The following is a 22,323-nucleotide window of genomic DNA, read 5'->3' as shown; positions in this document are numbered from 1 at the left end:
TCTACTGCCCGCGGCCCCGGCCCACAATCACCCTGGTTAATTTATAAAGACATTGCTTTACTTAATGCACAAAGAGGCGCATCTTAAATAAGGTAAAAACATTAAAAAGGAGTTTGCATGCCGCTCAGTGACCACGGCCACCGGCTGATCGCCCAGGGCAGCCGCTTCGCCCCCACCTATGGCGATGACTTCGCCAACCACCTGCCCATGGCCCTGGCGGCGCTGGCGGCCATGGGCGCCGACGCCGAGCGCCTGGACGCCTACTTCGAGCAGGAAAGCCGCTGGCTGCAACCACAACCCGAGGTAACGCCCGGCCCCACCCTGCTGGGCCAGCCGGACCACCAACCCCATTGGCTGCACCACTTTCGCCAGCAAATCGCCCAAGGGGGCGTCACCGAGACGCTGGGATTGGCCCTGCCGGCGTTGCTGCCGGGCATCGCCAGCGGCGCCTTCCATCCGCTGATCCGCCTTGGCTTCGCCCTGGATTTCGGCAACGACGACGAGGTGGCCCAGGCCCTGGCCTACTGGGCCAGCCACTATCAGGCCCTGGGGCCCCTGGGCGCCGCCTGTGATCTGCCCCTGGCGGCGATCGCCGCCGCTGCCGAGCAGGCCCTGGCCGGACAAAGCTATCCCCAGGCCAATATCAGCCGCCAGCTGTGCGCCGCCTCAAGGGATCTGGCGGCGCTCGGCCTGGCCGTGCAGCCCCGGGACCTCACCCAAGGGATGCTGGCCGACTTCGCCATCCGTGCTTACCTGGGCAGCGGCGACTTCACCCTGCTGCACGGCGTCACCGGCTGCCATGCCCTGCGCCTGGTGCTGCCCCATATGGCGGACGACGCGCTGGCGCTGCGCTATTTCTGGCAGGGCCTGCTGCTGGCCTGGCTGACCTCGGCACCGGCCGGCCACAGGCCCCTGGCGGTCGCCGACGACAGGGACTGGCCGGCCCTGTTCGCCGTTGCCAGCAAATCGGACGACGATCACCTGATCAAGCTGGTCTACAGCTGCCACCAGGAGCACCTTCACCATGGCAACCCGGCCTACCTGGCCGCCGCCCGCGGCACCGTGCTGGCCAAGGAGCAAAGATGAAAAACGGCGTCATACTGCTGGGCAGCGCCCGCGGCAACGGCTACACGGCGCAGCTGGCCCAGGCCACCGGCCTGCCGGTGCTCGACCTGGCCGACTTCGACATCAGTCCCTTCGATTACCGCCACCTGAACCGGGGCGACGACTTCCTGCCTCTGGTGCGGCAACTGCTCGGCTACCGGCGCATCCACTTCGCCAGCCCGGTGTACTGGTACTGCATGAGCGCGCAGATGAAGATCTTCTTCGACCGCCTCAGCGATCTGCTGAAAATCGAGAAGGCGCTGGGCCGGCAGTTGCGGGGCAAGCAGGCCGGGGTGCTGGCCACGGGTGGCGGCCCGGCGCCGGCCTGCTTCGAGGAGGTGTTCAGGCGCAGCTTCGGCTACCTGGGCATGCATTACGAGGGCATGATCTACCTGGATACCAGCCAGGGCCTGGACGGCCGGGCCCTGCAGGCCGCGGTGCGGGACTATCAGGCCCTGTTGTCACCCACAGAGTAGGCGATGGTCTGGCTGACGGCGTTGAGGCTGAGGCCGGACTCGTCCCGCCAGGCGTTGAAGGCGGCCTGGGCATGGGCCAGGCTCCTGTTGGTGTAGAGGCCCCCTTCGATGATGTGGCTGTGACGCAGGTAGTGCTCCACGTCGCGGCTGAGCAGGAAGGTGTCCACACCGAGGCGGCGCAGGGCATAGGGACCGGTATTGCCGCCCAGGCGGGCGCCGTGCTGCTTCAGGTATTGCCAGAGGCCCACCACATCGTCACCTGGCCAGGCGGCCAGCCAGGCCGCCGCACTGCCATGCTCGGCGGCCAGCTCGTGCAGCATCTGGGCGTTGTGCCTGATGGTCATCACCTTGGTCCTGTTGCGGATGATGGCGGGCTCGGCGGCCTTCTGCTCCCAGAGTTCCTCCGGCATCAGCAGCATCTTCTCGATGTCGAAGCCCCAGAACACGTCCTCGAAGGCCGGCCACTTGGCCTCCACTACCTTCCACACGAAGCCGCTCTGGAAGATCTGCCGGGTAAAGGCGGCCAGCAGGCGATCGTCACCCAGGGCCTTGATGGCCTGCCGGGGCGCCGGCGGGGTCAGCAGGGCTTCAAGGGCGGCCTCACCGCCCTTGCGCTCACAGGCCCGCTGCCAGATGGCCTCGAACCTTTCCCTCATGGGGCTATGCCGCTGTGGCGCAGCAGCGCGTCCACCTGGGGTTCGCGGCCACGGAAGTCGGCGAACAGCTTGGCCGGCTCCTCGCTGCCGCCCTTTTCCAGGATGCAGTGCAGGAAGTCGCGGCCGGTCTGTTCGTTGAAGATGCCTTCCTCCTCGAAGCGGGAGAAGGCGTCCGCCGACAGCACCTCGGCCCACTTGTAGGAGTAGTAGCCCGCCGCGTAGCCGCCCGCGAAGATATGGCCGAAGCTGTGCTGGAAGCGGTTGAAGGCCGGCGGCTCGACCACGGACACTTCCTCGCGCACCTCGTCCAGGGTGGCCTGGATGCGGTCGCCCAGGGCCGGGTCATATTCCAGGTGCAGGCGGAAGTCGAACAACGCGAACTCCAGCTGGCGCAGCATCATCATGGCGCTCTGGAAGTGCTTGGCCTCCAGCATGTTGGCCAGCAGCTGCTCCGGCAGCGGCTCGCCGCTCTGGTGATGGCCGGAGATGATGTTGAGGGCCTGCTTCTCCCAGCACCAGTTCTCCAGGAACTGGCTGGGCAGCTCCACGGCGTCCCAGGCCACGCCGTTGATGCCGGACACGGCTCCCTCGGTGACCCGGGTCAGCATATGGTGCAGGCCATGGCCGAACTCGTGGAACAGGGTCACCACTTCCTCGTGGGTGAACAGGGCCGGCTTGCCGCCGGTGGGGCGGGAGAAGTTGCAGACCAGGTAGGCCACCGGCAGCTGCAGCTCGCCGTCGGCCTTGATGCGCTGTACCCGGCATTCGTCCATCCAGGCGCCGCCGCGCTTCTTCTCGCGGGCATAGAGATCCAGGTAGAAGGCCCCCTTCCTGGTGCCGCTTTCGTCGTAGATCTCGAAGTAGCGCACGTCCGGGTGCCAGACATCCACGCCCTCGACCTCCCTGACGCTGATGCCGAACAGGCGGTTCACCACCTCGAACAGGCCGGGCAGCACCCTGGTTTCCGGGAAGTAGGGACGCAACAGCTCGGCATTGACCGAGTAGCGGCTTTCCTTGAGCTTTTCGCCGTAGTAGCCGTAGTCCCAGGGCTTGAGATCGTCCAGGCCGTGCAGCTCACGGGCGAAGGCGATGATCTCGTCCCGCTCCTGCTCGCCCTGGGGCTTGGAACGCCTGGCCAGATCGTGGAGGAAGTCCAGCACCTGGCCGCTGTCGTCGGCCATCTTGGTGGCCAGGGACAGCTCGGCATAGTTGCCGAAGCCCAGCAGGCCGGCCAGCTCATGGCGCAGGGCCAGGGTCTCGGCCATGATGGCGGAGTTGTCGTAGCTGCCGCCATGGGGGCCCTGGTCGGAAGCCCGGGTCACATAGGCCTGGTACATCTCCTCGCGCAGGGCGCGGTCGTCGGCATAGCTCATCACGGCGATATAGCAGGGGATGTCCAGGGTCAGCAGCCAGCCGTCCAGCTCCTTGGCCTGGGCCAGCTCGGCGGCCATCTCCCTGGCGCTGTCCGGCAGGCCGGCCAGCTGGGCCTCGTCGGTGATGTGCTTGTGCCAGGCGTTGGTGGCGTCCAGCAGGTTGTTGGAGTACTTGGAGGCCAGCTCGGACTGGCGGGCGCGGATCTGGCCGAAGCGGACCTTGGCCTCGTCTTCCAGGGCCACGCCGCTCAGCTTGAAATCCCGCAGGGCGTTATCCACCACCTTGCGCTGGTGGGCGCTGAGCTGGTGGTACTGCTCGGACTCGGCCAGGTGCTTGTAGGCCTGGTACAGGCCCTGGTGCTGGCCGACCCAGGTGCCGTATTCGCTGAGCAGCGGCAGGCAGCTCTCGTAGGCCTCGCGCAGCTCGGGGCTGCTCATCACCGAATTGAGATGGGATACCGGCGACCAGGCCTTGCTGAGCCTGTCGTCCGCCTCCTCGATGGGCGCCACCAGGGTCTCCCAGCCGGGGTTGCCGGCGGCCACGGCCGCTTCCACCGCGGCCCTGCAGTCGGCCAGCAGCGCCTCGACGGCCGGTTTGACGTGCTCGGGTTTGATCTGGCTGAACGGCGGCAGGCCGTCGGTTTGCAGTAAGGGGTTGGACATCTCGGGATCTCGTTGTGATTCTGCGGACAAGATGGGGGCGGCGGCGGCCCTTTTCAATGGCGGCCACCGCGTCGTCAATGGCGGCTCAGAGCTTCTCGAAGTCCTTCTTGAGCTGGAACTCGCTGTCGGTGACGATACGCTCCAGGGCCTCGACCCTGGCCCGCAACGTGGCGAGTTCCTGCTCCAGCCTGGGGTCGGCCTCGGGGGCTCTCCTGTCCAGCCAGCTCTTGAGGATGCCCGCGGCAATGCTGAAGACGCAGACCACGGTCAGAAATGTCCAGAGTGTCATGATGGCCTCCTTATCGGCCTTGTCACCTTAGCAAAAAAACAAGGGCACCCTGTCATGCCACCGGCTCACGCATGGTGACGAACTCTTCGGCCGCCGTGGGGTGGATGCCGATGGTGGCGTCGAATACCGCCTTGGTGGCGCCGGCCTTCATGGCCACCGCGAAGCCCTGGGTGATCTCGCCGGCCTCGGCGCCCACCATGTGCAGGCCCACCACCCGATCGGAAGCCTCGTCGACGATCAGCTTCATCAGGGTGCGTTCCTGGCTGCCGGACAGGGTGTGCTTGAGGGCGCGGAATTCGCTGCGGAAGATCTTCACCTTGCCGTACTTGTCCCTGGCCTGCTGCTCGGTGAGGCCGACGGTGCCGATATTGGGGTGGGTGAAGACGGCGGTGGGGATGCAGTCGTAATCCATCTCGCGCCCGCCGTCGCCATAGAGGTGATCCACCAGGGTCATGGCCTCGGCCAGGGCCACAGGGGTCAGCTGCATGCGGTCGATGACATCGCCCAGGGCGTAAATGCTGCCCACTGACGTTTGGAAGTACTCATTAACCTTAATGGCGCCGCCGTCGTTGAGCTCGACGCCGGCCTTGTCCAATTCCAGCCTGGCGGTGCGCGGCACCCGGCCGGTGGCGTAAAGCACCTGGTCGACGGTAAGCTGGGCGCCATCCTCCAGGGTCACCAGCAGGCCGTCGCCGGTCTTTTCGATGGCGGTGACATTGGCGTGGAAGCGGATGTCGACGCCGTCCTTGGCCATCTCCTGGCCCACAAAGGCGCGGATGTCCTCGTCGAAGCCGCGCAGCAGCTTGTCGCGGCGGTAGACCTGGGTCACCTGCACCCCTAGGCCGTTGAAGATGGAGGCGAACTCACTGGCGATATAGCCGCCACCCACCACCAGCATCCGCCTGGGCAGCTCGGCCATGTCGAACACCTCGTTGGAGGTGATGGCCAGCTCCCGGCCGGGGATATTGGGCACATAGGGCCAGCCGCCCACGGCAATGAGGATGCGCTCGGCGCTGATCACCCGGTCGCCGACCCGGACCTGGTGCTCGTCCACCAGGGTGGCGAAGTCCTTGAATACCGTCACCCCGGCCCTTTCCAGCAGGCCGTCATAGATGCCGTTGAGGCGGCTGATCTCGGCGGCGCGGTTGGCCTTGAGCGTCTGCCAGTCGAAGGCGGGTTTTTCGGCCTGCCAGCCGAAGCCCTTGGCTTCCTCGAAGCCGTGGCCGTACTCGGCGGCATAGGCATAGAGCTTCTTGGGGATGCAGCCCAGGTTGACGCAGGTGCCGCCCATGGCGCTGCCCTCGGCAACGGCGACACGCACGCCCTTCTGGGCCGCCATGCGGCTGGCACGAACACCGCCGGAACCGGCACCTATGACAAAGAGATCGAAATCAAAACGGCTGGACACGGGGGACTCCTCGCTTGGGTCTTTGGGGCCATTATGCCGAAATTCGACAAAAACCACCTAACGCAGCCAAAAAACCCTTTGGGGCCGGTATCATAGGCGCCTCTCTTCTCTCGAAAAGGATTTTCACCATGAGCACGGAAGACGTTGGCCGCCCGGCCAGGCGCCCCAGACTCGACAATTCCGAACTGACCAAGACCGGCTTCTGGGTCGGCCAGATCTTCATGCTGCTGGCCACCGTATTGGGTGTCTACCTGGCCGCCCAGGAAGGGCTGTCCCAGGCCGTCGCCTTTGACGGCATCGTCAGCCAGCAGAACAACTATTACCTGCGCCGCTCCCTGCGCGATGAACTTGGCGACAACCTGGCGGTGGTCGAGGATTACGCTGACTTCATTGCCCAGCACAATCCCCTGCCCCAGCGGCGCAAAGAGCACCACCCGCGCCTGCACCACTTCGTGTGGGAGAACATGCGCTTTTCCAACCAGACCCTGGAAACGCCCCCGGCCATACTGTCCGGCGCCCGCCGCTTCTATGCCGAGGTGGCGCAGAAGGTGGACCGCTACGAAGCCCAGCGCCTGGGCGCCAGGCCGACGGCCAAGGAGCTCAAGGCCCTGACGGCGGACATCAGGAGCCGGGTGTTGCCGCTGATGGACCAGGATCTGGCCAGGCTGCGCCAGCAACTGGCCAGGCATGGCGTGGTCGTGGAGCAGGAGGCCGAGCATGGCGCATAAGATCTGCCCGCACTGCAACAAGGACAGCCTGGTCGCCAGCCACTACCAGGGCGAGGAGATCGACCTGTGCCGGCGCTGTGGCGGGCTCTGGTTCGAAAAGGGGGAACTGAACCAGAGCCTGGCCACGGCCGATCCGGAGCGGGACCGGGTGGGGGTGGAGGAATGCCGCGGCAGCCACCTGGGTGCCACCCACCTGCGCTGCCCCGATTGCACCAAACCCATGGACAGGCACCAGCTGCTGCCCGGCTACGAGGTGGAAGTGGAGGCCTGCCACAATTGCCAGGGGATCTGGATCGAGCGCAAGGAGCTCAAGGAGGCTCACCAGGCCAGCATCCTGGAGCTGCACCTGGGCGAGCTCAATGCCAAGGTGAACTGGAAGAGCTGGGTGTTCCAGTTCCTGTCGCAGATGCCGGTGGAATACAACATCAAGCCCAAGCGCCGGCCCTGGATGACCTGGCTGCTGGTGGTGGTCAATGTGCTGGTGTTCCTGGCCGGCCTTGCCACGCCGCAACTGGACGAGCTGCTGTTCGGCGGCGCCCTGGTACCGGCGGACATCGCCAACGGCCGTAACCTGTTCAGCCTGCTGAGCAGCCAGTTCCTGCACGGCGGCTGGATGCACCTGCTCGGCAACCTGTACTTCCTGTGGCTGACCGGTGACAACCTGGAAGATGCCCTGGGCCCCTGGCGCTTCCTGGGCCTCTACCTGCTGTGCGGCATGGTTGCCGGCCTGGCCCAGACCGCCATGGAGCCGGGCTCGGTGATCCCCATGGTGGGCGCCAGCGGCGCCATCGCCGGCCTGTTCGGCATGTACCTGCTGTGGTTCCGCAAGGCCAGCCTCAGCTTCATGATCGTCATTTACCAGAAGAAGCTGGCCCCCTGGCTGTTCTTCCTGATCTGGCTCGGCTTCAACCTGTTGGGCATGGCCACGGGCCAGCAGGGCGTGGCCTACATGGCCCATATCGGCGGCTTTGCCGCCGGCCTGGCACTGGGCCTGGCGCTGAGGAACTGGGTGCTGGGGCGCTATCCGGTGCTGGCCATAATCAACCAGCCCGCCTTCAGGGTGGCACGCTAAGCGAAGGGGCCGGAACGGCCCCTTTTTGCTTACCTGGGCTGGCCGTAGAGCTGCTCGGCCCGGTTGAACAGCACCCAGGAGGTGAGGATGTACTTGTCGCCTGAGATGGGCTGGTTGCCCCTGTGGGTATGGGTAAAGCCGGCCGGCGCTATCACCATGCGGCCCTTCTTGGGCTTGACCTTGTGTTGCTGGTAGAAGAACTCGGTCTCGCCACCTTCATCGACGTCATTGAGGTAATACATCCACAGCAGCACCCGGTGCAGGGGCTCGCCGTGCTGGTCCTGGGGATAGACCTCGGAATGCCAGTGGGGGTAACCGCCCAGGCCCTTGTCGTATTTCTGCAGGTTGATGTAGCCGCTGCGGTAGATATGGCTGACCAGGGCCTGCAGGTGGGGCCGGCCGACCCGGTCGTAGTTCTCCGGGGTCACCGTGACCGGCTGGCCGTTGTCCGGATCGACCACCGTGGGGGAAACGGCGCCGATCAGGGCCATGAAGTGCTTGTCGAAATAGTTCTGGATGTGGCCGAAGGTGTTGGCCAGGATCCGCTGCTTTTCCGCCTGCCAGTCGTTAAAGCTGTCCAGGGTGATATCCCGGCTGCGTTTCTTGCTGGTATCCACACCACCACCGGTGCGGCCCTCGATAACACCAGGGTGGCCCTGGAACTTGGCGACCAGGGCATCGCAGAAATCTGCGGGCAAGGCATCATCTATGACTTCAATAAACTGCATGGGGGCCTCCAATTGGTTGCCCCCATGTTAACAGTTTTCCTACTCTTTACAGCTCACTTCCGAGGTCTTCCAGACCACCGGCTTCCAGAAGCCGTCCTTGAAGGTCTTGTAGCGTTGCTCGGGGATGAACTCGGCCGCCAGGTAGTAGGTGGTGTTGGGCTTGACGTCGATCTCTATGGTCTTGGCCTCCTGCAGGCCGCCACCACGCCGCTTGAGGCGACGGTCGGTGATCAGCTCATGGAGATCGATGCTGTGGGTGCCGGCGGCCAGCTTGAAGCTGTGGCGACTGCGCAGTACCCCCTCACCGTCGATGGCATTGACGAAGGCGGGATAGAGATCCCTTGCCTCCGGCGGCGTAAAGAACACCGATACGCGGCCGCAGCCTTCCACAGCGGGCGCGCTCTTGGCCGCCACCTCACCTATTTCCAGCCGCCAGGCCGGCGTCACTTTCACATTCGCCTTGGTGGTGGCCTGGATTTCCTTGCCTTCACGGGCCAGTGTCACCGAGAAGGGCTGCTGCTGTTCCAGGGTTTCAAACCTGGCCAGCACCGCCTTCAGGGGCTCGCCGGCAACGGCGCTGCCGTTGAAGGCCACCAGGCGATCACCCTTCTTGACCCCCATCAGCTGGGCATCCGAGCCAGGTGACACCGCCACCACGGTCAGCGTCTTGTTGAGGACGGCCCCCCAGTCATAGTAGCGACGGGCCGGCTCTTCCATGGTCAGGGGCGGCAGATTTTCCCCTTGCTGGGCAGCGGCCACGGCGGCACGCACCTTTTCCCTGATCTCAGGGTCGGTATCGGCGGCATAGGCCCCCATGGCCAGCCCCAGCACCAATGTTGCAATCATGGTTTTCATAATGCCTCCCGTTGTTTGTAGGCCAGCGCATCCATCAGGTATTGGCGCTGCCGTAGGATGGTTTCAATTTCTTCCTGCCCGGCATCCTGCAGGTAGGCCTGCTGCAGCTTCTTGTCCACGGTATGGACCTCGTATTGCAGCAGGGTTATCGAAGTCGAGTTCAGCTTTGCAGCGTCATGCCAGGATTGCTGGACAAGCAGGGCGCTCGACAGCACCAGGGCGGCAGCCACACCCCACCACAGGGGGCGAGCGCCCTTGTCGGGCAGCTCGGTCTCGATACGCTGCCACAGCTGATCGGGAACGCTTTCCGCTTGCCGCTCTGCCAAACGCTGCTTGAGCTTCTCTTCAAAGTGCTGCCTTGCGCTCATCTCTCTTCTCCCATTGCCTGGCCCTGTGGGCCAGTTTACCGAGGGCCCGGCGACAGGCCTGCCGGCAGGCGGTCTCGGTCATGGCCAGCATGACCCCGAGTTCGGCAAAGGTGTGGCCTTCCACCACGTGAAGCCAGACCAGGGCCCGCTCCCTTTGGCTCAAGATGCCAAGCAGGCGCTCAATGTCATCCAGGCGGGTCAGGCTGTCCGCCGCCGACCGCCAATCATCGTCATCAAGCACCAGGCTCAGCTCTGCCGTGTCTCCGGCCTTCTCCCTGGCCAGCAGATCCAAGGCACAGTGGACGCAGATCCGCTTAAGCCAGCCTCCCAGGGCCCGGGTTTCGGTCAAGGATGGCAACCCCTTGAATGCCTTGATAAAGGCCTCCTGGACGGCATCCTCGGCCAAACCTGTGGTACCCAGCATGCCCAGGCACAGCCGATAGGCAGGCTCGGCAAACACCAGGTAGAGCTCATGCTGGGCCTGCCGCTTTCCCTTTATGGCCTGTGCCAGCACATCAGCCGGCACCTGCTTGCCAAAGCCTGTTTCCACCGCACCTCCTGGTATTCACTGTTTATAAGACGCTACCACAGCAAAAAAGGTGACAGGTTTTTCGTATTTCTGGCATGGGAAAAATCTGGCGAACGCGACAAACTTGTCGGGAACAAGTTTGAACATCGGAGCGTTAGCGACGATAGCCCGTAGGGCGAGGCTCGAAGTGAAAGCACCGCTTTCACGCAGCTGAGCGCCGGCACACAGGATGTGCCGGCCGGAATGAGTCTCCAGGGATGGGTGGCAACTCAAGACAATAAGGCGCCTTCGGTGGGTTACGCTACGCTAACCCACCCTACGCAGCTGGGGCTACTGGTGACCTTCACATGGGACAAAATCGCTGGGCGAAGCTCGAAGTGAAAGCACCGCTTTCACGCAGCTGAGCGCCGGTACACAGGAGGTGCCGGCCGGAATGAGCTCCCAGGGATGGGTGGCAACTCAGGGCAAGAAGGTGCAGGCCAGGTGGCGTAATAACCGTCCCTGGTGACGGGTGCCGGCTCGGCCATCCGGGGCCTCGCGTTCAGCCGCACCCAAGCCGTGCTTGGGTTTCGGGCTTCACCCAACTCCACATGGGGTAGGAAGCCGCTGCGCGGCACTTTCTTCATTCCCATGTGAGAAGTAGTGCCGTCAGGCGCTGTAAACGCAAAAAGCCACCCCTACGGGTGGCTTTCTACGTTTAATAGGTGCTTGGCAGTGACCTACTCTCACATGGGAACCCCCACACTACCATCGGCGCTACTGCGTTTCACTGCTGAGTTCGGGATGGGATCAGGTGGTTCCACAGCGCTATTGCCGCCAAGCAAATTCGTTTCTTAACCCGCCTTGCGGCCAGTTAAGTCAATTCGGTAAAAGCTGATAACTCTGTAATCTAAGTCACTCTCTCTGAGTGCCCGACCGCCATGGATGGCGGAAGTGCAGAAGATTGTCTGGAACAATCTCTGCCTACAAAACCCTTTGGGTGTTGTATGGTTAAGCCTCACGGGCAATTAGTACTGGTTAGCTACATGCGTCGCCGCACTTCCACACCCAGCCTATCAACGTTGTAGTCTTCAACGACCCTTTAGGAGACTCGAAGTCTCAGGGATGACTCATCTTGAGGCTCGCTTCCCGCTTAGATGCTTTCAGCGGTTATCGATTCCGAACTTAGCTACCGGGCAGTGCCACTGGCGTGACAACCCGAACACCAGAGGTTCGTCCACTCCGGTCCTCTCGTACTAGGAGCAGCCCCTCTCAATCATCCAACGCCCACGGCAGATAGGGACCGAACTGTCTCACGACGTTCTGAACCCAGCTCGCGTACCACTTTAAATGGCGAACAGCCATACCCTTGGGACCGACTTCAGCCCCAGGATGTGATGAGCCGACATCGAGGTGCCAAACACCGCCGTCGATATGAACTCTTGGGCGGTATCAGCCTGTTATCCCCGGAGTACCTTTTATCCGTTGAGCGATGGCCCTTCCATTCAGAACCACCGGATCACTATGACCTACTTTCGTATCTGCTCGACGTGTCTGTCTCGCAGTTAAGCTGGCTTATGCCATTGCACTAACCTCCTGATGTCCGACCAGGATTAGCCAACCTTCGTGCTCCTCCGTTACGCTTTGGGAGGAGACCGCCCCAGTCAAACTACCCACCAGACACTGTCCCTAACCCAGATAATGGGCCGAGGTTAGAACATCAAACATACAAGGGTGGTATTTCAAGGATGGCTCCACGATAACTGGCGTTACCGCTTCAAAGCCTCCCACCTATCCTACACATGTAGGCTCAATGTTCAGTGTCAAGCTGTAGTAAAGGTTCACGGGGTCTTTCCGTCTAGCCGCGGGTACACTGCATCTTCACAGCGATTTCAATTTCACTGAGTCTCGGGTGGAGACAGCGTGGCCATGGTTACACCATTCGTGCAGGTCGGAACTTACCCGACAAGGAATTTCGCTACCTTAGGACCGTTATAGTTACGGCCGCCGTTTACCGGGGCTTCGATCAAGAGCTTCGCTTGCGCTAACCCCATCAATTAACCTTCCGGCACCGGGCAGGTGTCACACCCTATACGTCCTCTTTCGAGTTTGCAGAGTGCTGTGTTTTTGATAAACAGTCCCAGCCACCTGGTCACTGCGGCTGCCGTCAGCTTAGAGAGCAAGTCTCATCACCAACAACAGCGTACCTTCTCCCGAAGTTACGGTACTATTTTGCCTAGTTCCTTCACCCGAGTTCTCTCAAGCGCCTTAGTATTCTCTACCTGACCACCAGTGTTGGTTTGGGGTACGGTTTCTTTTCATCTGAAGCTTAGAGGCTTTTCCTGGAAGCATGGCATCAACAACTTCGTTGCCGTAGCAACTCGTCTCGTGTCTCGACCTTAGGGACCCGGATTTGCCTAAGTCCCCAGCCTACGCACTTTCACCAGGACGACCGACGCCTGGCTTGCTTAGCCTTCTCCGTCCCCCCATCGCAATGAAAAGAAGTACAGAAATATTAATCTGTTTCCCATCGACTACGGCTTTCGCCCTCGCCTTAGGGGCCGACTCACCCTGCCCCGATTAACGTTGGACAGGAACCCTTGGTCTTCCGGCGAGCGGGTTTTTCACCCGCTTTAACGTTACTCATGTCAGCATTCGCACTTCTGATACCTCCAGCATGCCTCCCGACACACCTTCAACGGCTTACAGAACGCTCCCCTACCCAGCATACCTAAATATGCTGCCGCAGCTTCGGTGCATAGCTTAGCCCCGTTACATCTTCCGCGCAGACCGACTCGACTAGTGAGCTATTACGCTTTCTTTAAAGGGTGGCTGCTTCTAAGCCAACCTCCTAGCTGTCTAAGCCTTTCCACATCGTTTCCCACTTAGCTATGACTTGGGGACCTTAGCTGGCGGTCTGGGTTGTTTCCCTCTCCACGATGGACGTTAGCACCCACCGTGTGTCTCCCGGATAGTACTTTGCGGTATTCGGAGTTTGCATGGGTTTGGTAAGTCGGGATGACCCCCTAGCCCAAACAGTGCTCTACCCCCGCAAGTATTCGTCCGAGGCGCTACCTAAATAGCTTTCGGGGAGAACCAGCTATCTCCCGGTTTGATTGGCCTTTCACCCCTAATCACAGGTCATCCCCTAATTTTGCAACATTAGTGGGTTCGGTCCTCCAGTTGATGTTACTCAACCTTCAACCTGCCCATGACTAGATCACCGGGTTTCGGGTCTATGCCTTGCGACTGGACGCCCAGTTAAGACTCGGTTTCCCTACGGCTCCCCTATTCGGTTAACCTCGCCACAAAACATAAGTCGCTGACCCATTATACAAAAGGTACGCAGTCACCCCGAAGGGCTCCTACTGCTTGTACGTACACGGTTTCAGGTTCTATTTCACTCCCCTCGCCGGGGTTCTTTTCGCCTTTCCCTCACGGTACTGGTTCACTATCGGTCAGTTGGGAGTATTTAGCCTTAGAGGATGGTCCCCCTATCTTCAGTCAAGATACCACGTGTCCCGACCTACTCATCGTTTGCAACGACATCTGCCATTTCGTGTACGGGGCTATCACCCTGTATCGCGGAACTTTCCAGAACCTTCCACTATGACAGACGCTGATACACAAACTGGGCTCTTTCCCGTTCGCTCGCCGCTACTGAGGAAATCTCGGTTGATTTCTTTTCCTCGGGGTACTTAGATGTTTCAGTTCTCCCGGTTCGCCTCTGCACCCTATGTATTCAGATACAGATACCCAAGTTACCTTGGGTGGGTTTCCCCATTCGGAAATCATTGGCTCAAGCGGTTCTTATCACCTCACCAATGCTTATCGCAGATTAGCACGTCCTTCATCGCCTCCAACTGCCAAGGCATCCACCGTGTACGCTTAGTCACTTAACCATACAACCCCGAAGGGTTTCGCTGACGCGAACCATTTTCCGAAGAAAATGCCGTATGTTGACTAACACCTGGTTTTCGCCGGACACTCATCAAGTAGAGAGTGACTCGTTTAAATTTGCAGTGTTATCAGCTTTCCGAATTGTTAAAGAACCATGAAAGCCAGCGCTAAGGCTGGCTTCCAAGCAATCTGTGTGGACACTTCGAGACGTGTCATCCCTAAAGGTAAGGAGGTGATCCAGCCGCAGGTTCCCCTACGGCTACCTTGTTACGACTTCACCCCAGTCATGAACCACACCGTGGTAAACGCCCTCCCGAAGGTTAAGCTATCTACTTCTGGTGCAGCCCACTCCCATGGTGTGACGGGCGGTGTGTACAAGGCCCGGGAACGTATTCACCGTAGCATTCTGATCTACGATTACTAGCGATTCCGACTTCATGGAGTCGAGTTGCAGACTCCAATCCGGACTACGACGGACTTTATGGGATTCGCTTACCATCGCTGGTTCGCCGCCCTTTGTATCCGCCATTGTAGCACGTGTGTAGCCCTGCCCGTAAGGGCCATGATGACTTGACGTCGTCCCCACCTTCCTCCGGTTTATCACCGGCAGTCTCCTTAGAGTTCCCGACCGAATCGCTGGCAACTAAGGATAAGGGTTGCGCTCGTTGCGGGACTTAACCCAACATTTCACAACACGAGCTGACGACAGCCATGCAGCACCTGTCTCAGCGTTCCCGAAGGCACCAAGGTATCTCTACCAAGTTCGCTGGATGTCAAGGGCAGGTAAGGTTCTTCGCGTTGCATCGAATTAAACCACATGCTCCACCGCTTGTGCGGGCCCCCGTCAATTCATTTGAGTTTTAACCTTGCGGCCGTACTCCCCAGGCGGTCTACTTAACGCGTTAGCTCCGAAACCCACGTCTCAAGGACACAGACTTCAAGTAGACATCGTTTACGGCGTGGACTACCAGGGTATCTAATCCTGTTTGCTCCCCACGCTTTCGTGCATGAGCGTCAGTCTTTGTCCAGGTGGCCGCCTTCGCCACTGGTATTCCTTCAGATCTCTACGCATTTCACCGCTACACCTGAAATTCTACCACCCTCTACAAGACTCTAGCTTGCCAGTTCTAAATGCAGTTCCCAGGTTGAGCCCGGGGCTTTCACATCTAGCTTAACAAGCCGCCTGCGCACGCTTTACGCCCAGTAATTCCGATTAACGCTCGCACCCTCCGTATTACCGCGGCTGCTGGCACGGAGTTAGCCGGTGCTTCTTCTGCGAGTAACGTCACAGATGAGCCGTATTAAGACTCACCCTTTCCTCCTCGCTGAAAGTGCTTTACAACCCGAAGGCCTTCTTCACACACGCGGCATGGCTGCATCAGGGTTTCCCCCATTGTGCAATATTCCCCACTGCTGCCTCCCGTAGGAGTCTGGGCCGTGTCTCAGTCCCAGTGTGGCTGATCATCCTCTCAAACCAGCTAGGGATCGTCGCCTTGGTAGGCCGTTACCCCACCAACTAGCTAATCCCATGTAGGCGCATCCGGTAGCGAGAGGTCCGAAGATCCCCCCCTTTGGTCCGTAGACGTTATGCGGTATTAGCCATCGTTTCCAATGGTTATCCCCCACTCCCGGGTAGCTTCCTACACATTACTCACCCGTCCGCCGCTCGCCGCCCATGTCTTCCCCCGAAGGTTCCGTCATGTCGCTGCCGCTCGACTTGCATGTGTTAGGCCTGCCGCCAGCGTTCAATCTGAGCCATGATCAAACTCTTCAATTAAAAGTTTGTGCTCAATGAATTGCTGAAGTGTTTGAACACTTCGAGTTCATTGAAAATTCGTTTTTGGGAATTTTCACAACCTCGAGTGCCCACACAGATTGCTTGGTCACATTGTTAAAGAACGTTCGCTTCTTCTCGAAGCGGGAGCCGCATTCTACCGACTCCGGATTTTCTGTCAAGCCCTTTGTTTCGGCCCTTTCAGAAAACTTGAGTTTTCAGCGCTTAGCGCCTTATCTCTCAAGCGGGCCGCCATTTTACTCAATCAAACCTTGGCGTCAAGGGCCTTTTTAGCGGTTTTTGTTGAGTGGGCTGTCTGCCCTGGCGATGGAGTGGCATTATAGGGATGCCGCCTTGAGGCGCAAGGGAAATATCGCTCTTTCCTTTCAACCGCGCACTCCTTGTACAGTTGGACATCAAGGCACAACGAAATTCACAGCAGGGAAACAATTCATGAGTCTGGAAAGCTATAACGGCACCTATCCCCAGCTCGAAAGAGGCGCCTATGTACACCACAGCGCCGTGCTGGTGGGAGACATCATTGTCGGCAGGGACAGTTCCGTATGGCCTCTGGTGGCCGGACGGGGTGACGTCAACCATATCCGCATAGGTCAACGCAGCAATATCCAGGACGGTACCGTGCTGCATGTGACCCGCAAACATAAGGCGGTGCCAGAGGGCCACCCACTGTTGATTGGCGACGATGTCACCGTTGGCCACAAATGCATGCTGCATGGCTGCGTGCTGGGTAACCGCATACTGGTGGGCATGGGGGCCATCGTCATGGATGGCGCCGTGGTGGAGGACGACGTCATCATAGGTGCCGGCAGCCTGGTACCTCCCGGCAAGAGGCTGGCGTCCGGCTACCTTTATGTGGGCTCGCCTGTGAAACAGGCTCGCCCGCTTACCGAAGATGAAAAAGCCTTCCTGGCCATCTCCGCCGACAACTATGTCAGGCTAAAGGATGAATACCTGGCCTAATCCAGGTGGATCTCCCCTTCCACGTCCATGGCCTCTTCCTCTATGGCCGCTTCGGCGGCCTCTTCCAGCAGCAACAGCTTGGCCTGGGCCAGCTCTTCTGCCCTTAGGGCCGTCCAGACCTCGCCGCTGAACCAACTGGCATGGAAATAACAGGGCACCCGCCAGCCATTGACGATGGCATCCAGACGAATGGCGTCCTTAGCGGCATCATAGTAAGGGGCTTCGGGGAACTGGATACTCTGGTTCATCGCTGGGCCTCCATTTCACCGAGCACCTTTTGCCAGTCGGGCCTGACGCCTCGCCACAGGTAGTAGCTCTCGGCGCCCTGGGCCACCAGCATGCCGAGGCCGTCGGCGGTCTTCGGACAGCCCTGGCTGGCCGCCCACCGGGTAAAGGTGGTACCCCTGGGGCCGTAGGCCAGATCATAGGCCAGTCCCGTGCTGGCGATAACGTCCGAGGGCAGTGCCGGCAGCTGGCCGGACAGGGACGCCGAGGTGGCGTTGATGACGATATCGAAGCGGCGGCCGTGAAGCTGCTCGAACTCGGCGGCCTCGATGCCAAAGACATCCGCCAGGGACAGGGCCTTGGCCGGGGTACGGTTGGCTACCGTGATGCTTTTCGGCCCACGGTCCAGTATGGGCCCCAGTATGCCGCGAGTGGCACCACCGGCGCCCAGGACCAGCAGGGTCTTGTCCCTGGGGTCAAAGCCCAGCCGGCACAGATCCGCCACCAGGCCGACGCCGTCGGTGTTATCCCCCAGCCAGTGGCCATCGGCTGTTTTGATAAGCGTGTTCACGGCCCCGGCCTGGTGGGCCCTGTGGCTGAGCTCATGGACCCAGTGGAAGGCGTCTTCCTTGAACGGCACTGTGACATTGGCCCCCTTGAGCCCTTCACCCGCCAGCTTGGCCAAGATCTCAGAAAAACCGTCCAGGGGTGCCAGGGTCCTGTCGTAGCTGATATGCTCCCCGGCCAATTGGGCAAATCGCTCATGCATCCAAGGCGAGCGGCTGTGCTCGACCGGGTTTCCAATCACCGTATATCTGTCCATGTGCCTATGTTGAAGTGGTTAAGACGTCGCTCCCAAAGCATAACCCACCCCACACCGGAACAAACCCCTTACCAGATGCTGGGTGGGGAGGCCGCGGTGCGCCGCATCGCCAACCGTTTCTATGACATCATGGAAACGGACCCGGCGGCCGCCGACTTGCTGGCCATACATCCCCAGCCCATGGAGCTGATCCGCGAGAAGTTCTTCGAGTTCCTGTCCGGCTGGACCGGCGGCCCGGCCCTGTTCGAGGAAAAGTACGGCCATCCGCGGCTGCGCATGCGCCACCACCCCTTTGCCGTCGATGAGAAGATGCGCGACCAGTGGATGCACTGCATGAACCGTACCCTCAATGAAGAGGTGGACAGTCCCCAGCTCAGGGAAGGATTACGCCAGGCCCTGGGGCAACTGGCCAGCCACATGATCAACAGATAAAGAAGGCGGCCCGGAGGCCGCCTTTTCTTTTACAGTTCCTGCAACCAGTCCCTGGGTCTCAGGTAGTCCTGGTACAGCACCGCCTCGGCGCTGCCCAGCTCGGGTTCATAGCAGTATTCCCAGCGGGCCAACGGCGGCATGGACATCAGGATGCTTTCGGTACGGCCGCCGGTCTGCAGCCCGAACAGGGTACCGCGGTCATAGACCAGGTTGAACTCCACGTAGCGGCCACGGCGATAGAGCTGGAACTGGCGCTGCTGTTCTGTATAGGGCGTGTCCTTACGCCGCTCTATGATGGGCAGATAGGCCTCAAGATAGCCCTCCCCTACGGCCTGCATGAAGGCAAAGCTCTTGTCGAAGCCCCACTCGTTGAGGTCGTCGAAGAAGAGGCCGCCCACGCCCCGGGTCTCTCCGCGGTGCTTGAGGTAGAAGTAGTCGTCGCACCACTGCTTGTATCTGGGGTAGACCTCTTCACCGAAGGGAGCGCAGAGATCCCGGGCAACCTGGTGCCAATGCTTGACGTCTTCCGCCACCGGGTAGAAGGGGGTGAGATCGAAGCCACCGCCGAACCACCAGATGGGCTCGGCCCCTGCCTTTTCCGCCACGAAGAAGCGCACGTTGGCGTGGCTGGTGGGCACATGGGGATTCCTGGGGTGGATCACCAGGGAAACGCCCATGGCGTGGAAGGAGCGTCCTTCCAACTCGGGCCTGTGGGCGGTGGCGGAGGCCGGCATGTTGTCGCCGTAGACATGGGAGAAATTCACCCCGCCCTGCTCGATGACGGCGCCGTCACGGAGCACCCGGCTGCGGCCACCGCCGCCGCCTTCACGAACCCAGCTGTCTTCCATAAAGCGGGCCTGGCCGTCGGCCGCTTCCAGGCCGGCGCAGATCTGATCCTGCAATGCCAGCAGGAAGGCCTTGACGGGTTCGAGATCGAATGACTGCATCTTAGCTCCTCAGCGCTTGGCCGGTTTGGGCATCGAATATGGGGGTAGGCTGGCCCAGGCTGCCCACTTCGCCGGGCACCACCAGCACCCGTTCGCCGAACTGGGCGGCCACCTCGGCGGCGCTGCGGGCGGGCTCCTGGCCACTGAGGTTGGCACTGGTGGACACCAGCGGCTTACCAAAGGCGTCACACAGGGCCTTGACCACGGGGTGGTCGCTGACCCTGACCGCCAGGGTGTCGCGGCCGCCCGTTACCCAGGCCGGGGCATCGGCGCGGGCCGGCAGCACCCAGGTGACGGGGCCAGGCCATTTGGAAAAGATGGCGAAACGGCGATCGATGGGAATGTCGCCGTCGCGAATGTACTTCAGTACCTGGGAATAATTGGCGGCGACCAGGATCAGACCCTTGGCCGGATCCCGCTCCTTGAGGCGAAGCAGCTCGTTGACGGCCGCTTCATTGTCCGGATCACAACCCAGGCCGAACACGGCCTCGGTGGGATAGGCCAGTACGCCGCCATTATGAAAATGCTCAACAAATTGTTCCAGCTCAGACATCTAGGGATCCCGCTCTCTAACTTGAAACGCCCTCGACAGCCGGCAAGGACGCACCTTTACTTACCCGAACCCTCCCTTGCCGGCGCCAATGGCCGCCGTGCAATTTCATCGGACTTCGAGTGTGGCTATAATACCGCCTCCGTTATGGGAGTTCACCAAGCGCACGAGGAAGCAACGATGCAAGTTGGTATTATCATGGGTTCCACCTCCGACTGGCCCACCATGAAGCTGGCCGCGGATATGCTGGACAAGTTCGGCATCCCTTACGAAACCCGGGTTGTTTCCGCCCATCGCACCCCCCAGCTGCTGGCCGAGTACGCTTCCGGCGCCGCCGAGCGGGGCCTCAAGGTGATCATCGCCGGCGCCGGTGGCGCCGCCCACCTGCCGGGCATGGCCGCGGCCTTCACCAGCCTGCCGGTGCTGGGTGTGCCCGTGCAGTCCCGCACCCTGAAAGGCATGGACTCCCTGCTTTCCATAGTGCAGATGCCCAAGGGCGTCGCCGTGGGCACCCTGGCCATAGGGGAAGCAGGTGCAGCCAACGCCGGCCTGCTGGCGGCGCAGATCCTGGCCACCCACGACGCCGAGCTGATGAAGAAGGTAAACGTTTTCCGCCAGGAACAGACCGATACCGTACTGAGTCAGCCCGATCCCAGCCAGGTGGCCCAATGAAGGTCTTGGTACTTGGCGCCGGCCAGCTGGCGCGCATGATGGCCCTGGCGGGCGCCCCCTTGAATATCGAGGTGCTGGCCTACGACGTGAACAGCGAGCGGGTGGTGCAACCTGTCACCCAGGAAGAGCGCTTTTGTGGCCTCGACAAGGCCATCGACTGGGCAGAGCGCATCACCGCCGAGTTCGAACACATCCCCCACCCCATACTGGCGACCTGCCAGGTCAGCGGCAAGTTCCTGCCCGGGGAAGAGGCCGTCAAGGTCGGCGGTGATAGGCGCCTGGAAAAGGCCCTGCTGGAAAAGGCCGGGGTGGCCAGCGCCGACTGGCATGTGGTCTCCGACCGCGCTTCCTTTAACGCCGCCATCGCCAAGCTCGGCCTGCCCCTGGTGTTCAAGAGCGCCCTGGCCGGCTACGACGGCAAGGGCCAATGGCGCCTGAAGAGCGCCGATGCGACCGACGCCCTCTGGCAGGAGATGGCCGACTTCCTGGCCGCCGACCCTGCCCAGGCCATAGTGGCCGAGCAGTTCATTCCCTTCCAGCGCGAAGTGTCGCTGATCGGCGCCCGCAGCGCCAAGGGCGAGGTCAGGGTCTATCCCCTGACCGAGAACCACCATGTCAACGGCATACTGGCCACCTCCCTGGCGCTGCCGTCCGAGCAGGCGCTGCAACAGCAGGCCGAACAGATGTTCAAGGCGGTGGCCGAGCAGCTCGACTATGTGGGGGTGCTGGCCATCGAGTTCTTCGACCTGAACGGCCGGCTGCTGGTCAACGAGCTGGCGCCCCGGGTCCACAACTCGGGTCACTGGACCCAGCGCGGTGCCGACTGCTGCCAGTTCGAAAGCCACCTGCGCGCCGTCTGCGGCCTGCCCCTGGCCAGCACGGCCCTGGTCAGGCCCAGCCTGATGGTCAACATCATTGGTGAAGATGAGGTGGCACAAGAGGCCCTGGCCATTCCTTCCCTGCAGCTGCACTGGTATGGCAAGGGCAAGCGCCCGGGCCGCAAGATGGGTCATATCAACCTGGCCGGTGAGGATGTCCAGGTGCTGGCAGAGCGCTTCGACCGCCTCGTCGCCCTGCTCGAGCCCCGGGCCTTCCCCGAGCTCGACCTGGTACGAGCCAGGCTGGCCAGCCTCTAAAGAGCCAAGGCGCTATTCAAGGTCTTCCTGGATGGCGCCGCATTTCTTGTCGGCGCAGCGCAGCTTGCCCTGCCTGGTGCTCACCAGCAGCCCGAAACCGCAGCTGGCACACTGCCCTTCCCGCGGCTGTTCATTGAGCAGGAACTTGCAGCCGGGATAGCGGCTGCAGCCCCAGAAGCGCTTGCCGAACTTGTTGACCCTTTCCAGCAGCTCACCTTTGTTGCACCTGGGGCACGGGAGACCGGTATCCTGCTCCTCGTCGCTATCGGCCACGTAGTGGCAATCGGGAAAGCCGGTACAACCAATAAACATGCCGTAGCGGCCCTGCTTCACCGCCAGTGCCTTTCCGCACTGGGGACAGGGCGCCTCATCCAATACCTTGAGGGTCTGGCTGTCCTGGCTCTTCAGGGCACGCTTGTAGTCGCACTTGGGATAGCTGGCACAACCCAGGAAGGGGCCCTTGGGAGAGTGGCGCACCACCAGCTCGCTGCCGCATTGCGGACAGACCTCGTATTCCTTCTCCAGGGCGTGTTCGTGGGCACTGAACAGGCTGTGGTCGATCTTGGACATGACCCTGACCCTTAACGGATGACTGCCCCTATTCTATCAATTTCGGGAAAACGGGACAGACGGCTTTGCAGTTCCGCTAGCCAAG

General features: G+C 61.2%; 21 protein-coding genes and 3 rRNA genes. 8 read left to right on the top strand and 16 right to left on the bottom strand.

Annotated elements, in window-relative coordinates; translation table 11 throughout:
* The first annotated feature begins 117 nt into the window (after positions 1–117).
* Both WDB71_RS00230 and WDB71_RS00225 read left to right on the top strand, forming a co-directional pair.
* On the top strand, positions 118–1,086 hold the full coding sequence (locus tag WDB71_RS00230) for a questin oxidase family protein (protein ID WP_341502653.1): 969 nt from the start codon (positions 118–120) through the stop codon (positions 1,084–1,086).
* Positions 1,083–1,580 (top strand): NAD(P)H-dependent oxidoreductase, encoded by a 498-nt coding sequence (locus WDB71_RS00225; RefSeq protein ID WP_341502652.1) that lies wholly within the window; start codon positions 1,083–1,085, stop codon positions 1,578–1,580. The genes WDB71_RS00230 and WDB71_RS00225 overlap by 4 nt, the downstream gene beginning before the upstream one ends.
* Here WDB71_RS00225 and WDB71_RS00220 read toward each other — a convergent pair.
* From WDB71_RS00220 to gorA, 4 genes are all read right to left on the bottom strand, one after another.
* Positions 1,553–2,236, bottom strand: a complete 684-nt coding sequence (locus tag WDB71_RS00220) for a DNA-3-methyladenine glycosylase I (protein ID WP_341502651.1) — start codon at positions 2,234–2,236, stop codon at positions 1,553–1,555. The genes WDB71_RS00225 and WDB71_RS00220 overlap by 28 nt on opposite strands.
* Positions 2,233–4,272, bottom strand: coding sequence for an oligopeptidase A (prlC, locus tag WDB71_RS00215; protein WP_341502650.1), 2,040 nt, complete (start codon positions 4,270–4,272; stop codon positions 2,233–2,235). The genes WDB71_RS00220 and prlC overlap by 4 nt, the downstream gene beginning before the upstream one ends.
* Positions 4,273–4,357: 85 nt before the next feature.
* The gene (locus WDB71_RS00210; protein WP_341502649.1) at positions 4,358–4,561 is read right to left on the bottom strand and encodes a hypothetical protein; all 204 of its coding nucleotides are present in this window, start codon (positions 4,559–4,561) and stop codon (positions 4,358–4,360) included.
* 52 nt (positions 4,562–4,613) lie between these two features.
* Positions 4,614–5,969, bottom strand: a complete 1,356-nt coding sequence (gene gorA / locus WDB71_RS00205) for a glutathione-disulfide reductase (protein ID WP_341502648.1) — start codon at positions 5,967–5,969, stop codon at positions 4,614–4,616.
* Positions 5,970–6,097: 128 nt separating this feature from the next.
* Between gorA and WDB71_RS00200 the strand changes: the two genes are divergently transcribed.
* Both WDB71_RS00200 and WDB71_RS00195 read left to right on the top strand, forming a co-directional pair.
* On the top strand, positions 6,098–6,697 hold the full coding sequence (locus tag WDB71_RS00200) for a hypothetical protein (RefSeq protein ID WP_341502647.1): 600 nt from the start codon (positions 6,098–6,100) through the stop codon (positions 6,695–6,697).
* Complete coding sequence (locus WDB71_RS00195) at positions 6,687–7,769, top strand: rhomboid family intramembrane serine protease (RefSeq protein ID WP_341502646.1); 1,083 nt, start codon at positions 6,687–6,689, stop codon at positions 7,767–7,769. The genes WDB71_RS00200 and WDB71_RS00195 overlap by 11 nt, the downstream gene beginning before the upstream one ends.
* A gap of 29 nt (positions 7,770–7,798) precedes the next feature.
* Here WDB71_RS00195 and WDB71_RS00190 read toward each other — a convergent pair whose 3' ends face one another.
* The 7 genes from WDB71_RS00190 to WDB71_RS00160 form a co-directional block, all read right to left on the bottom strand.
* A complete protein-coding gene (locus WDB71_RS00190) occupies positions 7,799–8,497 on the bottom strand; it encodes a 2OG-Fe(II) oxygenase (RefSeq protein WP_341502645.1) in 699 nt (232 codons plus the stop codon).
* A 39-nt stretch (positions 8,498–8,536) separates the two neighbouring features.
* On the bottom strand, positions 8,537–9,352 hold the full coding sequence (locus WDB71_RS00185) for a PDZ domain-containing protein (RefSeq protein ID WP_341502644.1): 816 nt from the start codon (positions 9,350–9,352) through the stop codon (positions 8,537–8,539).
* Positions 9,349–9,720 (bottom strand): hypothetical protein, encoded by a 372-nt coding sequence (locus WDB71_RS00180; RefSeq protein WP_341502643.1) that lies wholly within the window; start codon positions 9,718–9,720, stop codon positions 9,349–9,351. The genes WDB71_RS00185 and WDB71_RS00180 overlap by 4 nt, the downstream gene beginning before the upstream one ends.
* Positions 9,698–10,270, bottom strand: coding sequence for a sigma-70 family RNA polymerase sigma factor (locus tag WDB71_RS00175; protein WP_341502642.1), 573 nt, complete (start codon positions 10,268–10,270; stop codon positions 9,698–9,700). The genes WDB71_RS00180 and WDB71_RS00175 overlap by 23 nt, the downstream gene beginning before the upstream one ends.
* A 685-nt stretch (positions 10,271–10,955) precedes the next feature.
* Positions 10,956–11,070, bottom strand: a 5S ribosomal RNA gene (gene rrf, locus WDB71_RS00170).
* 165 nt (positions 11,071–11,235) lie between these two features.
* Positions 11,236–14,130, bottom strand: a 23S ribosomal RNA gene (locus WDB71_RS00165).
* A 223-nt stretch (positions 14,131–14,353) separates the two neighbouring features.
* Positions 14,354–15,905 (bottom strand): 16S ribosomal RNA (locus WDB71_RS00160).
* The 16S, 23S and 5S rRNA genes sit together here, the layout of an rRNA operon.
* Positions 15,906–16,355: 450 nt before the next feature.
* On the opposite strand from WDB71_RS00160, the gene WDB71_RS00155 reads away from it, so the two are divergent.
* Positions 16,356–16,883 (top strand): gamma carbonic anhydrase family protein, encoded by a 528-nt coding sequence (locus WDB71_RS00155; protein ID WP_341502641.1) that lies wholly within the window; start codon positions 16,356–16,358, stop codon positions 16,881–16,883.
* Here the strand turns inward: WDB71_RS00155 and WDB71_RS00150 are convergent.
* Positions 16,880–17,131, bottom strand: a complete 252-nt coding sequence (locus WDB71_RS00150; RefSeq protein ID WP_341502640.1) for a DUF1488 family protein — start codon at positions 17,129–17,131, stop codon at positions 16,880–16,882. The two genes, WDB71_RS00155 and WDB71_RS00150, sit on opposite strands and share 4 nt — an antisense overlap.
* Positions 17,128–17,877 carry a shikimate dehydrogenase gene (aroE, locus tag WDB71_RS00145; protein ID WP_341502639.1) on the bottom strand — a complete coding sequence of 250 codons (750 nt, stop codon included), beginning with the start codon at positions 17,875–17,877 and terminating at the stop codon, positions 17,128–17,130. Before aroE ends, WDB71_RS00150 begins: the two co-directional genes overlap by 4 nt.
* Positions 17,878–18,027: 150 nt before the next feature.
* On the opposite strand from aroE, the gene WDB71_RS00140 reads away from it, so the two are divergent.
* Complete coding sequence (locus WDB71_RS00140) at positions 18,028–18,363, top strand: group II truncated hemoglobin (RefSeq protein ID WP_341502638.1); 336 nt, start codon at positions 18,028–18,030, stop codon at positions 18,361–18,363.
* A gap of 29 nt (positions 18,364–18,392) precedes the next feature.
* Here WDB71_RS00140 and hemF read toward each other — a convergent pair whose 3' ends face one another.
* Both hemF and WDB71_RS00130 read right to left on the bottom strand, forming a co-directional pair.
* A complete protein-coding gene (gene hemF, locus WDB71_RS00135) occupies positions 18,393–19,310 on the bottom strand; it encodes an oxygen-dependent coproporphyrinogen oxidase (protein WP_341502637.1) in 918 nt (305 codons plus the stop codon).
* A gap of 1 nt (position 19,311) precedes the next feature.
* Positions 19,312–19,863 (bottom strand): Sua5/YciO/YrdC/YwlC family protein, encoded by a 552-nt coding sequence (locus WDB71_RS00130; protein WP_341502636.1) that lies wholly within the window; start codon positions 19,861–19,863, stop codon positions 19,312–19,314.
* Between the two features lie 177 nt (positions 19,864–20,040).
* Here WDB71_RS00130 and purE point away from each other — a divergent pair, with 177 nt between their 5' ends.
* Entirely contained in the window at positions 20,041–20,532 is a 492-nt protein-coding gene (purE, locus tag WDB71_RS00125) for a 5-(carboxyamino)imidazole ribonucleotide mutase (RefSeq protein WP_341502635.1), read from the top strand.
* Positions 20,529–21,668: a 5-(carboxyamino)imidazole ribonucleotide synthase gene (locus WDB71_RS00120; protein WP_341502634.1), complete on the top strand. Its 1,140-nt coding sequence runs from the start codon at positions 20,529–20,531 to the stop codon at positions 21,666–21,668. The genes purE and WDB71_RS00120 overlap by 4 nt, the downstream gene beginning before the upstream one ends.
* A 12-nt stretch (positions 21,669–21,680) precedes the next feature.
* Here WDB71_RS00120 and WDB71_RS00115 read toward each other — a convergent pair whose 3' ends face one another.
* On the bottom strand, positions 21,681–22,238 hold the full coding sequence (locus WDB71_RS00115) for a topoisomerase DNA-binding C4 zinc finger domain-containing protein (protein ID WP_341502633.1): 558 nt from the start codon (positions 22,236–22,238) through the stop codon (positions 21,681–21,683).
* Positions 22,239–22,323: the final 85 nt, after the last annotated feature.

It is taken from the genome of Gallaecimonas sp. GXIMD4217, assembly GCF_038087665.1.
Classification (GTDB): Bacteria; Pseudomonadota; Gammaproteobacteria; order Enterobacterales; family Gallaecimonadaceae; genus Gallaecimonas.
This window is presented reverse-complemented; position numbering and strand designations above follow the sequence as displayed.

Bases quoted from the DNA above. Each gene is read 5' to 3' on its own strand.
- WDB71_RS00230 (WP_341502653.1), top strand. From the start codon at position 118: ATGCCGCTCAGTGACCACGGCCACCGGCTGATCGCCCAGGGCAGCCGC.
- WDB71_RS00225 (WP_341502652.1), top strand. From the start codon at position 1,083: ATGAAAAACGGCGTCATACTGCTGGGCAGCGCCCGCGGCAACGGCTAC.
- WDB71_RS00220 (WP_341502651.1), bottom strand. From the start codon at position 2,236: ATGAGGGAAAGGTTCGAGGCCATCTGGCAGCGGGCCTGTGAGCGCAAG.
- prlC (WP_341502650.1), bottom strand. From the start codon at position 4,272: ATGTCCAACCCCTTACTGCAAACCGACGGCCTGCCGCCGTTCAGCCAG.
- WDB71_RS00210 (WP_341502649.1), bottom strand. From the start codon at position 4,561: ATGACACTCTGGACATTTCTGACCGTGGTCTGCGTCTTCAGCATTGCC.
- WDB71_RS00200 (WP_341502647.1), top strand. From the start codon at position 6,098: ATGAGCACGGAAGACGTTGGCCGCCCGGCCAGGCGCCCCAGACTCGAC.
- WDB71_RS00195 (WP_341502646.1), top strand. From the start codon at position 6,687: ATGGCGCATAAGATCTGCCCGCACTGCAACAAGGACAGCCTGGTCGCC.
- WDB71_RS00190 (WP_341502645.1), bottom strand. From the start codon at position 8,497: ATGCAGTTTATTGAAGTCATAGATGATGCCTTGCCCGCAGATTTCTGC.
- WDB71_RS00185 (WP_341502644.1), bottom strand. From the start codon at position 9,352: ATGAAAACCATGATTGCAACATTGGTGCTGGGGCTGGCCATGGGGGCC.
- WDB71_RS00180 (WP_341502643.1), bottom strand. From the start codon at position 9,720: ATGAGCGCAAGGCAGCACTTTGAAGAGAAGCTCAAGCAGCGTTTGGCA.
- WDB71_RS00155 (WP_341502641.1), top strand. From the start codon at position 16,356: ATGAGTCTGGAAAGCTATAACGGCACCTATCCCCAGCTCGAAAGAGGC.
- WDB71_RS00150 (WP_341502640.1), bottom strand. From the start codon at position 17,131: ATGAACCAGAGTATCCAGTTCCCCGAAGCCCCTTACTATGATGCCGCT.
- aroE (WP_341502639.1), bottom strand. From the start codon at position 17,877: ATGCATGAGCGATTTGCCCAATTGGCCGGGGAGCATATCAGCTACGAC.
- hemF (WP_341502637.1), bottom strand. From the start codon at position 19,310: ATGCAGTCATTCGATCTCGAACCCGTCAAGGCCTTCCTGCTGGCATTG.
- WDB71_RS00130 (WP_341502636.1), bottom strand. From the start codon at position 19,863: ATGTCTGAGCTGGAACAATTTGTTGAGCATTTTCATAATGGCGGCGTA.
- purE (WP_341502635.1), top strand. From the start codon at position 20,041: ATGCAAGTTGGTATTATCATGGGTTCCACCTCCGACTGGCCCACCATG.
- WDB71_RS00120 (WP_341502634.1), top strand. From the start codon at position 20,529: ATGAAGGTCTTGGTACTTGGCGCCGGCCAGCTGGCGCGCATGATGGCC.
- WDB71_RS00115 (WP_341502633.1), bottom strand. From the start codon at position 22,238: ATGTCCAAGATCGACCACAGCCTGTTCAGTGCCCACGAACACGCCCTG.